General features: G+C 64.2%; 7 protein-coding genes and 1 pseudogene. 4 read left to right on the top strand and 4 right to left on the bottom strand.

Annotated elements, in window-relative coordinates:
- Window positions 1-74: 74 nt before the first annotated feature.
- The 4 genes and pseudogenes from RZV17_RS14500 to RZV17_RS14485 all read left to right on the top strand — a co-directional run bounded on the left by RZV17_RS14500 (window position 75) and on the right by RZV17_RS14485 (window position 11,960).
- A complete protein-coding gene (locus RZV17_RS14500; protein WP_355604446.1) occupies window positions 75-3,650 on the top strand; it encodes an ATP-binding protein in 3,576 nt (1,191 codons plus the stop codon).
- Window positions 3,651-3,734: 84 nt separating this feature from the next.
- Entirely contained in the window at window positions 3,735-3,986 is a 252-nt protein-coding gene (locus tag RZV17_RS14495; protein WP_355604443.1) for a two-component regulator propeller domain-containing protein, read from the top strand.
- Between the two features lies 1 nt (window position 3,987).
- A pseudogene (locus RZV17_RS14490) lies at window positions 3,988-8,094 on the top strand (response regulator); the annotation flags it as partial.
- 374 nt (window positions 8,095-8,468) lie between these two features.
- On the top strand, window positions 8,469-11,960 hold the full coding sequence (locus tag RZV17_RS14485; protein ID WP_355604440.1) for an ATP-binding protein: 3,492 nt from the start codon (window positions 8,469-8,471) through the stop codon (window positions 11,958-11,960).
- A gap of 238 nt (window positions 11,961-12,198) precedes the next feature.
- Here RZV17_RS14485 and mdtD read toward each other — a convergent pair whose 3' ends face one another.
- The 4 genes from mdtD to RZV17_RS14465 form a co-directional block, all read right to left on the bottom strand.
- Window positions 12,199-13,620: a multidrug transporter subunit MdtD gene (gene mdtD, locus RZV17_RS14480; protein WP_355604437.1), complete on the bottom strand. Its 1,422-nt coding sequence runs from the start codon at window positions 13,618-13,620 to the stop codon at window positions 12,199-12,201.
- A 443-nt stretch (window positions 13,621-14,063) separates the two neighbouring features.
- Window positions 14,064-14,399 (bottom strand): hypothetical protein, encoded by a 336-nt coding sequence (locus tag RZV17_RS14475; protein ID WP_039414365.1) that lies wholly within the window; start codon window positions 14,397-14,399, stop codon window positions 14,064-14,066.
- A gap of 106 nt (window positions 14,400-14,505) precedes the next feature.
- The gene (locus RZV17_RS14470) at window positions 14,506-14,778 is read right to left on the bottom strand and encodes a RebB family R body protein (protein WP_355604434.1); all 273 of its coding nucleotides are present in this window, start codon (window positions 14,776-14,778) and stop codon (window positions 14,506-14,508) included.
- 52 nt (window positions 14,779-14,830) lie between these two features.
- A complete protein-coding gene (locus RZV17_RS14465) occupies window positions 14,831-15,097 on the bottom strand; it encodes a RebB family R body protein (RefSeq protein WP_039414371.1) in 267 nt (88 codons plus the stop codon).
- Window positions 15,098-15,114: the final 17 nt, after the last annotated feature.

Genomic DNA, 15,114 nt, shown 5'->3' with positions numbered 1-15,114 from the left:
GGCGGCACGCGCGCGGCTTGCGCTTGCAACGATCCATTGCGAGCATGCCGGCTGGACGAGGAAGGGATTCCTGCATGCGTGGTGTGTTGCTGGTGCTGGTCTTGCTGCTGGGTGTCTTGCCGTGCTCGGCCAAGATCCCGGAAGTGCCGCGTTTCCGCATCGTCGGTCCAAGCGAGGGACTCCCCTCGACCATGATGGTGGCCATCGCCCAGGATCGTGCCGGCTATCTCTGGTTGGCGACCCTGGACGGCCTGGTGCGCTACGACGGCGCAGGATTCAGAACCTGGCGTCACGACCCGGCCGATTCCGGGTCGCTGCCCTGCAACGCGGTCCAGGCGCTGCACATCGATGCGCACGACAGGATCTGGGTCGGATGCGGCAAGACGCTCAGTGTCATGAACGCGGATCGCAGCCGTTTTAAGCACTATCCTGCCGCGACCTATCCCCTCTTGAAAGGGGGGGAGATCTACAGCATCGCGTCCTTCGATGGCGATCTGTGGGCGGGGACCACTACCGGTGCGCTGGTTCGCATCGCGGCAAGCGGGGCGATGTCCTCGGTGGACCTCGGCAGCGTGGAGGGCAGCCTCGATCAGGCCATGGTGATGAACCTGGCAGTGGATGCGCAGCATCGCTTGTGGATTGGGACGAGCGGCGGTCTGGCGTACTACGACGGGAAGACCTTGCATCGCGAATACGTGCCGGGCGAGTCCAATCGGCAGGCCACCATTTTCGGCTTGCAGTGGACCGGGAATCATTTGGTGCTGGGAAGCGAATCAGGGCTGCACATCAGGGGGCCCGATGACCAGTGGCTGCCACTGTCCTGGGGAACGATGTTCGGCAGCGGCAACGAGTTCTGGGGGGCCGTTGCCGCGCCAGACGGCGAGTTCTGGCTGGGAAGCGGACGGGGTTTGTGGCGCACGCGCGGCAACCGCCCACCTGTGCCTGTCCTGAGTGGCGAAGGGTCCTTGTCTCGTCGTAACGTCATCGGCCTGTTCGGCGCTGCCGACGGTGGGCTGTGGGTTCCGATACACGGTGCCGGCCTTGGGTATCTTCCTGCAGATTGGAAGCGAAGCGCGGTGCTCACGCCGGCCTCGCCCAATGGCGATGCCATTTATTGCAATCTCGCGCCCGCGACACGCTCTGGGGGCCTCTGGCAAGTCGATGCGGATGGGCGCCTGCTGCGCGCGGACCCCAGGACGGGCGACAAGTATCAGACCGGTCTGCAGTCGCCGCATCTCAAAGGCATGGAGCTGGTGTCGGCCCTGGAGGATCGGCTGCAGCGCGTGTGGCTGGGCAACCTGACCTTCGGTCTGTCACGAATGGACCTGGTTACCGGAGAGTTCAAGCACTGGCCGTCGGATGGTCCCGATCCGGCATCGGGCCTGTCTGCGGCCGAGTGGATCACCGAACAAGGTGACACCGTGTGGATGACCTACATCGACATGCTGCAGCAACGCGATCTGCGCAGCGGACGGATCTTGCAGCGCATTACCGCCCAGGATCCGCATGGCCTGACCGACGTTGCCGTGCAGCAACTGCAGCAGGGACCCGACGGGCGCGTGTGGGCGGCTGGCGAGGGCGGCATGTTCGCCTGGGACGAGGCCTCGACGCGTTTTGTGCCCGTGGCGGGTCTGCAGGGAACACCGATCCAGGCGTTTGCGACCCAATCGCCGAGCAGCGTGTGGGTATATCGCGCCTCCGGTGCGGAACAGTGGCAGAAAAGGGGCGCGCGCTGGACGCGCGTGCGCCATATCGGCGGAGCCGAAGGACTGACCGGCTTCGACGCCTCGGCGATGCAAATCGACCCGAGCGGTCGGGTCTGGGTTTCCAGTTTGCGAGGGTTGTGGCGAATCGACCCTTCGGTGACGCCGGCGCGTGTGCGCAACATCGGTACGCGCGATGGATTGACCAGCCAGGAGTTCATCCAGCATTGCCTGCTGATGTCGGGCGACACCTTGATTGGCGCGACCGCCGATGGCTCCACCGTTCTTTTGGACACGGCGATGCCGGATGTCGCACCGGTCGTTCCCGCACTGCAGTTGGAGCACGTCAGCGTGTTACGAAACGGTGCACGTATCGCATTGTCGATGGATCGCCCGTTTCAATTGGGCCCTGGCGACCGCCAGTTGCAAGTGGTGATGCGCCTGTTGTCGTACAGGGACCCGCTGTCCAACCGCTATCGCAGCTTTCTGAAAGGCTTCGATACCGACTGGCAGACCTCGGGCAACGCGGGGATTCGCGAGTTCGCCAGCCTGCCCGCCGGGAACTATCAGCTCATGCTGCAGGGGCTGGACCCCCTGGGCAACCGCTCGCAGGTGCAATCGCTGCGGTTTACGGTGCTGCCCCCCTGGTGGCGCAGCGAGGTGGGCGTTGCGTTGATCTGCATGCTGGGTTTGTTGCTCGGTGCGCTGCTGGCCGCGGCCTATCGGCATCGCGTGCGCATGCGCGCGCAATGGCAGCTGGCGCAGCACAAGCGCGAGCTGGCCGAGCAGGCCTCGCTGGCCAAGACGCGGTTCCTGGCTACCTTGGGCCACGAGGTCCGCACCCCGATGACCGGGGTGCTGGGGATGAGCGAGCTGCTTTTGCAGACGCCGCTGGACGCGCGCCAGCAGGGCTATGCCGGGGCGATCCAGTCCGCTGGCAAGCATTTGCTGCGATTGGTCAACGATGCCCTGGACCTGGCCCGCATCGAGGCCGGCAAGCTGCCGCTGGATTACCGCGATTTCGATCTGCGGCAGTTGATCCGGCAGGTGGTGGAGCTGGTGCGCCCCAGTGCCGAGCAGAAGCAGCTGGCGTTCGAGTGCGACCTGGACGACGCGCTGCCGCCGGCCCTGCACGGCGATGCCAGCCGGGTGCAGCAGATCCTGCTCAACCTGTTGTTCAACGCGGTCAAATTCACCGAGCGTGGCAGCGTGCGCCTGCGCGTGCTGGCGGTGCCGCACAGTCCTGGCCAGGGGATTCGGGTCGAGGTGCGCGACACCGGCCCCGGCATGAGCGCCGAGCAGCGCGGGCGGCTGTTCCAGCGATTCGAGCAGGCCGAAGGCGCATTGACCCTGGCCCGGCATGGCGGCAGCGGGTTGGGCTTGGCGATCTGCCGTGAGTTGGCGGCGGCCATGGGCGGTGCGGTGAGCGTCAGCAGCGAACTGGGGCAGGGCGCGTGTTTCGTGGTGGAGCTGCCGCTGCGTTGGGTGGCCGCATTGCCGGTGGCGGCAGCGGCAGCGGCGTCGGCACGTGCGGTGCCGGCCAGCGAGCAGGCACCGTTGCACCTGCTGCTGGTCGAAGACGACCCGACCGTGGCGCAGGTGATGATCGGCCTGCTGCAGACGCGCGGGCACCAGGTGACCCATGTGCTGCACGGTCTGGCCGCGTTGGCCGAGGTGAGCACGCGCAGCTTCGACGCCGGCCTGTGCGACCTGGACCTGCCCGGCATCGATGGCGCGGCGCTGGTGGCGCAGTTGCGCGCGCGCGGAGTGCGCTTTCCGATCGTGGCCGTCACCGCGCGCGCCGATGCCGATGCGGAGCCGCAGGCGATGGCGGCCGGGTGCAATGGCTTCCTGCGCAAGCCGGTGACCGGCGAGTTGCTGGCTACTGCATTGGCGCGCGCGCTCGCCGACGCCGAGGATGCGCAGGGCGGCGACACTCGCGGTTAGACCGCCAGAGGCGGCAGAGCAGGTACAGTGCAGTCCGGCGCGGGAGTGCGCGCAACCGTGCGAATGGCCGGGACAGGGATGACGATGAAGAAGGGAGTGCTGTTCGTGCTTGCTGCGATGGTGCTGTTGATCGGCATGGACGCGGCGGCGGTGACCCAGATCGAGACGCCACGCATGCGCCGGTTCGGTCCGGCCGAGGGGCTGCCGTCGCGCATGGTGCTGGCGCTGACGCAGGACCGGCAAGGCTATGTGTGGGCCGCCACCAGCGATGGCCTGGCGCGCTATGACGGCATCGGCTTGCAGGTCTGGCAACACGACCCGCATGTCGCCAGTTAGATCCGGCGAGCCGCTGCGCATCCTGCTGGTGGAGGACGACCCGACCGTAGCGGAGGTGATCTGCGGCCTGCTGCGCGGGCGCGGCCATCGCGTGGTGCACGCTGCCCATGGTCTGGCAGCGCTGTCGGAGGCGGTCGACGGCGACTTCGACATCGCGCTGCTGGACCTGGATCTGCCCGGCCTGGATGGCGTGGCGCTGGCCGCTCAGTTGCGTCGACTCGGCCACGCCTTCCCGCTGCTGGCAGTGACCGCGCGCGCCGACGGCCATGCGGAACGACAGGCGCACAGCGCCGGCTTCGACGGCTTCCTGCGCAAGCCGGTCACTGCCGACATGTTGACGGCTGCGATTGCAGCGGCGCGGGCTGCGGCACGCGCGCCTTCTGCGAGGAAGAGCGACATGCTGCGAAGAAGAGCGACATGCTGCGAAGAAGAGCGACATGGAACTAGAAAAACGAGTATGAAAGCGCCCGGGCTTGCCCAAGCAAGGCACCGACCGCACTATGCAGCAACTAGTGGTGAAAATTTCATGTCGCACCTACGCTTCATTCCTGATTACCGGTGGGTCTTCGTCCTGTTCTGCTTGTGCCTGCTCGTTGCGCTGTCGTCTACGCTTGCGTACGCGAATGTGCCAACAGCGCCTGTACCTGTCCAGTTAACAGTTGCTGATGGGCTGCCCTCCAATACGGTGACTGATTTTGCGGAGGACAAGGCAGGCTATTTATGGCTGGCCAGTACAGATGGTCTAGCTAGGTTCGACGGGCGGAGCTACCGCATCTGGCGAATGGAAAACGGGTTGAATCACAACTTTGTCTGGGCAGTGAGTGTCGACGCCGACGATGCGGTCTGGGTTGGATTCGATAATGCTGGTGTGGGCGTTCTCGATGCGAAGCAGCGCGCCTTCAAGCCATTGAGGGCCCCACAGTTCCCCGAGCTCTCGCGAAGCACGGTGTGGGCAATTGCACAGACGCGCGACCGCGACCTTTGGTTCGGCACATCCCGAGACGGGCTATATCGGCGTCGACCTGATGGGAGCGTGCAACGATTTACGTACGCAGCAGGTGACCAAAATAGTTTGCCAGGAAACAACATCAGCGCTTTGCGTGTGACTCCCGATGGCTCATTATGGATTGGAGGTAGCTCGGGTGTTGCGCGCTGGACAGGAAAAAACTTCGAACGAGTACGTCTGCCAGGTGATATGCAGTCTTCAAACGGCATGCGGCTTGATTCAAGTGGAGTTCTTTGGGTCACTGATGGCAACAACCAACTGTACCGGTTGAATTCGCAAGGTAAATTTGTAGCGCAGCCCTGGCTAAGAAATGATGGTGAAAAGCGCGTAGTCGGAGTGCTATTACTTGACCGTGCGGGACGCTACTGGCTTGATACCATGTCGGGGCTAGGGATGTCTGACGGTATAGAGGTCGTCAATGTACCCATTTACAGCCTTTCAGCTCATGGAATGGTCAAGCCAAGCTGGGCTAGCGCCTATGAGGATCGTGAAGGTGGCTTGTGGTTTGCAAGCCTCAACGGTGGTTTATGGCACTTGCCGCCCAATTGGAACACTTTTGCAGTGTTGTCTTATCACGCAGGTGATCCGCAATCGATGGCTAATCCATCTGTCAGGGCTGCGGCCCTCTCTGCGTCTGGTGGAATATGGGTAACTGGTACACGTAGTGCACTAGAGCGTCTGGATCCCGTCACCGGGTCGCTAGAACGTCATTTACAGCCGATTTATGGATTGCGCTGGCCTACGTGTCTAATAGAAAGCGGAAGCGGCTATGTCTGGATAGGTCTTCCTAATTCCATAGTTCGCTATGACCCTCGAACGGCGAAGACTAAGCGATGGCCACTTTCTGCGAACGCTTCTACTGAGTCCTACGACACACCCGAGCGAATGGCGCTAGATGGACATGATCGCTTGTGGATTTACAGGACTAATGCAGGATTGCAGATTAGAGATAAAGAAGGTCGGATTACTCGGGAGATAGCTCATGGAAGCAATGGACTGGATACTTCGAACATTTATGATCTGAGGCCTGGGCCAGACGGGCAAATGTGGCTCGCTAGCACAAACGGTTTGAGGCGCTGGAATCCACTGGAGGATAGCTTCGTTCCGGTTGAAGGTGCGCCATCTGTGACAAATTATGCGTTCCGTTTTGCCGATACGGGCGTTGTTTGGATCGGGCTCATGGGAGAGTTGCGTCGTTACCTGTGGGACGGCGTGAAACTAAAATTTCTTGACACTATCGGTAGCTCCCAGGAGTTTCCGTTGGTCGCTCCCAATGGACTGGTCGTGGATGCAGCGGGTGTCGCTTGGGTGTCGAGTGCACGCGGGTTGATTAGGGTAGACCCAGCCAGCAAAATGGTGCGGGTTTACGGAGCACATGACGGGCTCCCCAATCAGCAGTTTCAGGAAAATACGCTGGTCCAGGCCGCTGCGGGGCAGATCCTTGGCGCAACACCTGACGGCATTGTCTTGTTTGATCCGGCTAAGATGCGCCCCAACTCACGCCGCTCTCCATTATTGATTGAGCGCGTTGGGCTGCGTCGTGGCGAACGTGGCCTGGATGTCACCGGCATCGCGCCGCTGCAGATGCAGGACGGTGACCGTGACTTGCACATTGTCGCGCGTATGCCCACTTTTACTAATGCTGAATCCAATAGCTACCGCTTCCGCCTCAGCGGCTACGACCCGGACTGGATCGACGTCGGTCCCAGCGGTGAGCGCCTGTTCTCACGCCTGCCCGCCGGGGACTACACGCTGGAAGTGCAGGGACGCACCGCCGATGGCATCTGGTCGGAAAGTCAGACGCTGCGCTTCCGCGTCATGCCGCCGTGGTGGCTGTCACCCTGGGGTCTGACAGCGCTGGGGTTGCTGCTGCTCTGCATCATCGCCGCCGCAGTGTTGCTCTACCGCCGTCGCCTGCGCCGCTTGAACGCGTGGCAATTGGCAGTGCACAAGCAGGAACTGGCCGAGCAGGCATCGCTGGCCAAGACGCGTTTTCTGGCCACACTGGGCCACGAAGTGCGCACGCCGATGACCGGCGTGCTGGGCATGAGCGAATTGCTGCTCAAGACCACGCTGGACACCAAGCAACGCAGCTACACCGAATCCATCCGCCGTGCCGGCGCGCACCTGCTGCGGTTGGTCAACGACGCGCTGGATCTGGCACGCATCGAATCGGGGCGGCTGGAGCTGGATTTGCAGCCGTTCTCGGTACGCCAGCTGGTTGCCGAGGTCGAAGGCCTGATGGCACCGCTGGCGCAGGAGCGCGGGCTGCGTTTCAGCCTGGAAGTGGGTTTGCTGGGCGACATCACTGCCAGCGGCGACCCGACCCGCATCCGGCAGATCCTGCTCAACCTGCTCAACAACGCGATCAAGTTCACCGAGCGCGGCGTGGTAGGGCTCAAGCTGACCACATTGGGCTCGTACCAGGGCTTGCGCTTCGAAGTGGCCGACACCGGCCCCGGCATCAATGCCGACCAGAAGGCGCGTCTTTTCCAGCGCTTCGAACAAGGCGATGGTGCCAAGACCACCTCGCGCTATGGCGGCAGTGGCCTGGGCCTGGCGATCTGCCAGGAACTGGCGCTGGCGATGGGCGGGCATATCGAAGTGATCAGCCGGCTCGGGTCTGGCACGCGATTCGTCGTGGACCTTCCACTGCGCTGGGTAGCCTCCAATGCACCGCTGGGCGGCGAAGTGCCGCGCGCCAGCGCTGCGGTCGCCCCGCAGCGCATCCTGCTGGTGGAAGACGACCCCACGATTGCCGAGGTCATCGTTGGTTTGCTGCGCTCGCAGGGGCATTCGGTGGTGCATGCACCGCATAGCCTGGCCGCGCTCACCGAGGCCGCGGACAACACCTTCGACCTGGCGCTGCTGGATCTGGATCTGCCCGGATTGGACGGGTTTGCACTGGCGCGGCAACTGCGCGTGTTCGGTTACCAGATGCCGTTGATCGCGGTGACCGCACGCTCGGACGAGGCGGCCGAACCTGCGGCCAGGGAGGCAGGGTTCGAGAGTTTCCTGCGCAAGCCGCTGACCGGTGACATGCTGGCCGACACCATTGCAGACGCGTTGCGAAAGGCGCGGCCTTACGATGGCGCCCGCTAGTCCACCCGCACGACAGCGCTGCGGGAAGCCTGCGGCGGGGTGAGTGAGTGACACGACGGTTTAGCATCGACGCGAGGTGGCGATTATTTCGCCAGGCATCGGCCTTGTTCAGGCAGCAGTCGCCTTGCACGCCTGGCTGCGGAGCGTTGCAGCACTGACCAAGGGCAGCGGTCAGCCCTGTGCGTGCCGCGGCAAAACAGAGGGATGAGTCGCACACGCGCATGCGCGGGCTTGCCCGTACCGCGCGTGGCCCCCACTATGCGCCGACTTGTCGTGAAACTCTTCCGGTGCGCCTCTCATCCCGCTTCGCCTATCGGCTGCATGCTGCGCTTTGCTTGTGCCTGTGGCTGATTGTGCTTCCGGCACAGGCGCGCATGCCGGCTACACCGGCGCCCGTGCAGTTGACGGTTGCCGACGGGCTGCCGTCCGACACGGTCAATGACTTCGCCGAGGACAAGCAAGGCTATCTGTGGCTAGCCAGCGATGACGGGTTGGCCAGATTCGATGGCCGCAATTACCGCATCTGGCGAATGGAAGATGGCCTGCCCAGCAACGTGGTCTGGGCCGTCCATGTGGATGCCAGGGACCGGGTGTGGATGGGCTTCGAGGATGGCGGCGTCGGCTTCCTGGAAGCAACCACACGCACCTTCAAGCGGCTGGAAGATCCGCAGTTTCCGGAACTGCGCGATGCCATGGTGTGGGCATTGGCGCAGACACCGAACGGCGACCTCTGGATCGGGACCGGCAAGCAGGGGGTGTACCGCTATCGGGCGGACGGGCGCATGCAGCATTTTGCCGCCACTGGTGCCGATCCCAACAGCTTGCCGTCCGACAGCATCGTGAATTTCGAGGTTGCGTCCGACACGCTATGGATCGGCACCTGGGGCGGACTTGTGCGGTGGGACGGCGAACGCATGCAGCGCGTGCCGCTCCCGGTCGCGGACCAGTCCGTCAACAGGATCTACCTGGAATCGGGCGGAAGGGTGCTATGGGTCGCCGATCTGCTGGGCAACACGTTTCGGCTGGACACCGCCACGCACGCCACATCGCGTCCGTGGCAGATCGCTGCCGGGCCGCAGGTAAGAGGTGTCTTGCTGCGCGACAGGCGCGGGCGTTACTGGTTGGACACCGATGCTGGTCTGAGCATCAGCAGTGGCGACGCGCCCATCAAAAAAGTGCCGATCTACAGTGCCTCGGCGCACGGGCTGGTCAACCGGAACTGGATCGCCTCCTATCAGGACCGGGAAGGGGGGCTGTGGTTTGCCAGCCTCGAGGGCGGGCTGTGGCATCTGCCGCCGCGGTGGGACACCTTCGCGGTGTTCTCGCATCATGAGGATGATCCGCAGTCGCTCTCCAATCCGTCGATCGCTGCGATGGCGCCTTCGGCGTCGGGCGGTGTCTGGATGGCGGGGACGCGAGGCGTGCTGGAGTACTTCGATCCGCTGAGCGGAAAGGTGACGCGGCATGTGGCCAAGATCGATCCAACGCGCGTCCCCGATACCGTCTTCGAAAGCAGGCAGGGGATGGTCTGGATCGGCGTACAGGAAAGCCTGGTGCGCTACGACCCGCGCACGCGGCAGGTCAAGCGTTGGCCGCTGCTGCAGGATATCGATCCCACGGTCGACCCCGACAATGCGGGCAGGCCGGGCAAGATGGCCGAAGATGCACAGGGACGCATCTGGGTGGCGCTGATGACGCAGGGCATCCAGCTGTGGAGCGACGCGGGGCAACTGCTCAGGACGATCGACTACGGAACCCATGGGCTGAAGGCGCTGACCGTGCTGGACATGCGGATCGGGCCCGATGGACAGGTCTGGCTGAGCAACAAGGCTGGCCTGTGGCGCTGGGACCCGAAGGCGGACCGCTTCGTTGCGGTGCCCGGCGCGGCTGCCCTGCCAACGTATGTGTTCCGCCTGGGAGATGGCGGCATCGTCTGGGTGGGGCTGGCCGGGGAATTGCGGCGGTATCTATGGGATGGCGCCCAGCTCCAGCACCTGGATACCGCAGGAAGGGAGCAGGAGTTTCCGAAGGTGGCACCGACCGGCATGGTGATCGACGCCGGTGGGGTGGCCTGGGTGTCCAGTCACCGTGGGCTGATTCGCGTCGACCCTGCCAGCAGGCTGGTACGCGTGTACGACGTACACGACGGTTTGCCCAGCTCGCCCATGCAGATCGCCACGCTGGTGCAGGCCCGCACCGGGCAGATACTGGGTGGCACCTCCGATGGGGTCGTGGTGTTCGATCCGTCCACGATGCGGCCGAACGTACGCCGGCCGCAGCTGCTGATCGAACGTGTGGGCCTGCGGCGTGGCGAACGCAGCCTGGATGTCACCGGCACCACGCCGCTGCAGATGCAGGACGGCGACCGCGACCTGCACATCGTCGCGCGCATGCCCACCTTCACCAATCCCGAGTCCACCAGCTACCGCTTTCGCTTGAGCGGCTACGACCCGGACTGGATCGATGTCGGCTCCAGCGGCGAGCGGCTGTTTTCGCGCCTGCCCGCCGGACACTACACGCTGGAAGTGCAGGGGCGTACCGCCGACGGCATCTGGTCGGAAAGCCAGCAGCTGCGGTTTCAGGTGTTGCCGGCGTGGTGGTGGTCGCCCTGGGGCATGACCCTGTTTGGCCTGCTCGCGCTCAGCATTGTGATCGCATCGGTGCTGCTCTACCGCCGTCGCCTGCGCCGCTTGAACGCGTGGCAATTGGCGGTGCACAAGCAGGAACTGGCCGAGCAGGCGTCGCTGGCCAAGACGCGTTTTCTCGCGACACTGGGCCACGAAGTGCGCACGCCGATGACCGGCGTGCTGGGCATGAGCGAATTGCTGCTCAAGACCACGCTGGATACCAAGCAACGCAGCTACACCGAATCCATCCGCCGTGCCGGCGCGCACCTGCTGCGGCTGGTCAACGACGCGCTGGATCTGGCACGCATCGAATCCGGGCGGCTGGAGCTGGATTTGCAGCCGTTCTCGGTACGCCAGCTGGTTGCCGAGGTCGAAGGCCTGATGGCACCGCTGGCGCAGGAGCGCGGACTGCGTTTCAGCTTGGAAGTTGGTTTGCTGGGCGACATCACCGCCAGCGGCGACCCCACCCGCATCCGGCAGATCCTGCTCAACCTGCTCAACAACGCGATCAAGTTCACCGAGCGCGGCGTGGTAGGGCTCAAGCTGACCACGTTGGGCTCGTACCAAGGCTTGCGCTTCGAAGTGGCCGACACCGGCCCCGGCATCAATGCCGACCAGAAGGCGCGTCTGTTCCAGCGCTTCGAACAGGGCGATGGTGCCAAGACCACCTCGCGCTATGGCGGCAGTGGCCTGGGCCTGGCGATCTGCCAGGAACTGGCGCTGGCGATGGGCGGGCATATCGAGGTGATCAGCCGTCTTGGGCTGGGCACCCGCTTCGTGGTCGACCTGCCGCTGCGCTGGGTGGCCTCCAATGCCACACTGAGCGGCGAGGTGACGCGTGCCAGTGCACTGGTCCCGCCACAACGCATCCTGCTGGTGGAGGACGACCTGACCATCGCCGAGGTCATCGTCGGCTTGCTGCGCTCGCAGGGGCATTCGGTGGTGCACGCACCGCATGGCCTGGCCGCGCTCACCGAGGCCGCCGACAACGCCTTCGACCTGGCGCTGCTGGATCTGGATCTGCCCGGATTGGACGGCTTCGCCCTGGCGCAGCAACTGCGCGTGTTCGGTTACGAGATGCCGCTGATTGCGGTGACCGCGCGCTCGGACGAGGCGGCCGAACCTGCGGCCAGGGAGGCCGGCTTCGACAGTTTCCTGCGCAAGCCGCTGACTGGCGACCTGCTCGCCGACACCATTGCCGAGGCGCTGCGGCGGGTGCGTACGCGCGACGACATCTAGCTGGCCGCTCAATCGTTGACAACGGCGGTGATGCAGCGCGGCAGCGTCCTGTTGGTGGGTGATGGGCCATGGGTGGTGAGCGATGGGCGAGCCGGCATCGGTGCAGGCCGGCGTTGATTGCGCCGGGTTGAACAGGCCGTCGGCCATCCTCGCGCAAGGCCGTGACCCTTGCGCCAGTCGGGCAGTGACTTGCGAACACACCGCGTCCCGCTGCCTGCACCAGCCACGGTGGCGGTGTCTACTCCGCCACTGCCTCCACGTCCTTGGGATGCGGCCGGGTCTCGGCCAGCTGCCAGAAGATCAGCGTAGAGGTCAGGGTGATGCCGCCCACGCACAGGAAGGTGGCATGCAGCGCGGCGGTGGCGCCATGCGTATCGCCCAGATGCGTGTTGAACGCGGCCAGCAGGCTGCCGGCTGCTGCGGCGCCGAATCCGGTCGCCAGCATCATCACCATCGACAACAAGCTGTTGCCGGGGCTGGCCTGCTCGCGGTCCAGGTCGCGCAGGGTCACGGTATTCATGACGGTAAACTGCAAAGAGTTGACCCCGCCAAAGCACGCCAGTTGCAGCAGGCGCAGCCACAGCGGCTGGCCGGCCTCGATCAGTGCAAAGCTGGCCATCGCCAGGCCTACCAGCACGGTGTTGACCATCAGCGTGTTGCGGTAGCCAAAGCGCCCCACCAGTTTCACCGCGGCGCGTTTGGCGGCCATGCCGGCCAGCGCTACCGGCACCATCATCAGCCCGGCGCGCATCGGGCTCATCCCCATGCCGACCTGCAGCAACAACGGGATCAGAAACGGCATCGAGCCACTGCCGATGCGTGCGAACAGGTTGCCGAGAATGCCGATGCGGTAGCTTGCCACCTTGAACAACGCCAACGGAAACAACGCATTGGAGGCCGTACCGGCATGCAACCAGTAACCGGCAAGCGCGGCCAGCCCGCCGATCGCCAGCAACATCACGAAGGCATGGCGCATGCCCGGTTCGGCGATGCCATCCAGCGCCAACGACAACGCCACCATGCCAAACGCCAGCATCAGATAGCCGACCAGATCGAAGCGCCGGCGTGCATCGCCGTAATGGTCCGGCATGATCTTCAATGCAGCGATAAAACCGATGATGCCGATCGGCAGGTTGATCAGAAACACCCAATGCCACGAGGCGACTTCGACCAGCCAGCCACCCAAGGTCGGGCCGATCAGCGGGCCGATCAGCGCGGGGATCGCGATAAAGCTCATTGCACGCAGGAAGTATTCGCGCGCCACCGTCTTGAGTACCGCCAACCGCCCGACCGGAAGCAACATCGCCCCGCCGATGCCTTGCACCACGCGCGCGGCCACCAACTGCGGCAGCTGTTGCGCAGCGGCGCATAGCAGCGAGCCCAAGGTGAACACGATGATCGCGGCAAGAAAGGTACGCCGCGTGCCGAAGCGGTCGGCAATCCAGCCCGAGGCCGGGATGAACATCGCTACCGCCAGCGCATAGCTGAACACCACCGACTGCATCTGCAGCGGGCTTTCACGCAGGCTATGCGCCATCGACGGCAACGCCGTGTTGACGATGGTCGCATCCAGCATCTGCATGAAGATCGCCAGCGACACCAGCCACAGCAACGGCTTGACCTCGGCGTAGGCACGCACGGCAGGGGCGGAAGAGGGCATGGGCATCGCTATCGGGAGGGCAGCGCATTATCTCCGCGCGCGCGTGCAGAGCGTTGCAACACGCTGTACTGCCGCGCTGCTTGAGTCCGCCGCAGTGCGCGCGGCCGCATTGGCGGCGAGTGAGACGCGCCTCACTCAATCCAATTGCGGGCAAGCCGGATGCCACGAATCGTCGGGAACGGACGGCGGGCGCGTGCTAATGCCAGATCTGGCTTGCACCAAGTGGTTGCGTTGCTGGCGAAATCTTCTTGCGCCCGTCGCCGGACCGGTCACCGCAAGCGAGCGTCGTCTCACATGAGGGGGAACGACCGAGTGCGGGCGAGGGAAGCGTTCGATCAAGAGCCGAATGCACGCTTGGAGCTTTGCCGACGGCAGGGCCGACCAGGCTGGCGACGCTTGCGGCACGCGCGCTTGGCTGCATGACGGGGCACTAGCCCTGCGTTCTAGGCCAACGACGGCCTGCGCTGTTCAATGCCAGCCGACGCCGAGAACAGCACGGTGTTCTGTGGCTCGTGCTTGCCTGCGTATTGCAGGGCAACGCCATTGCGCACGGATTCCAGGAAGGCAAAATTGCCGTGCGGCACATCGATCACGCCGTCCAGCTTCTGGCGATACACCAGCGGCTGCACACCGGGAATCAGCGGGAGAATTCCGTCGAACTCGACGTTCATCACTGCCTTCTGGTGCGGCGCGAAGGTCGCCACGATGGTGCGGCCCCTGATCAGTCTGACGAAGACGTCCAGGGTGTTGGACGTGGGGATATGACGTAGTTGCAGCATGGGGCGTCCTTTCTCGATTCGGCCGGCGAACTGCGTGTGAGTTTTATGGGTCTGGCATATCGAACCAGGCGCCGCTCACCCTGTGGCAGCGGCGCCTGGCTGCCGATTACCGGAGCCCGGCGCTCAGGATTTCCCGGGTGGCGACGCCATCGGACGCGGTATCGATCGAGTACAGGGTGGACACGCCCTGGGTGGTCGATGCCTGCATCGTCACGTAGGACTGCTGCTGGTTGGCGTTGTGCGCGGCGTTGGACAGCGCCTGGCTGGTGGCGACGAACAGGTTGCCCATTGCAATCGCCGGCGCATCGCCGAGGACCTTGGTGTTGACCTGGGAAACGGAATCGGTGATCTGGCTGTTGACGGCGGTCGGAAAGGCCATGGTGATAGCTCCTTGAGGTAGTGAAAGAACGAAGACGCTGCGGCGTTAGCGGTTAGCCGAGAATCTTTTTGGTGGCGGCACCGGTGGTGCCGGTATCGAGCGAATACAGCAGCGAAACGCCCATGGTGGTCGCTGCCTGTGCGGTGACATACATCTGCTGTTGCGCGAGCGTGGCGTTGTGGGCCGCGTTTGCCAGCGCCTGCGCGGTGGCCTGGTACAGATTGCCCATGGCTGCGGCGGGCGAGCTTCCCAGTACCTGCAGGTTGGCTTGGGTAACCGAGTCGGTGATCTGGTCGTTGACGGCGGTGGGAAATGCCATTGGTGGATGTCCTTGGC

The organism is Xanthomonas cannabis (genome assembly GCF_040616535.1).
GTDB lineage: Bacteria > Pseudomonadota > Gammaproteobacteria > Xanthomonadales > Xanthomonadaceae > Xanthomonas > Xanthomonas cannabis.
This window is presented reverse-complemented; position numbering and strand designations above follow the sequence as displayed.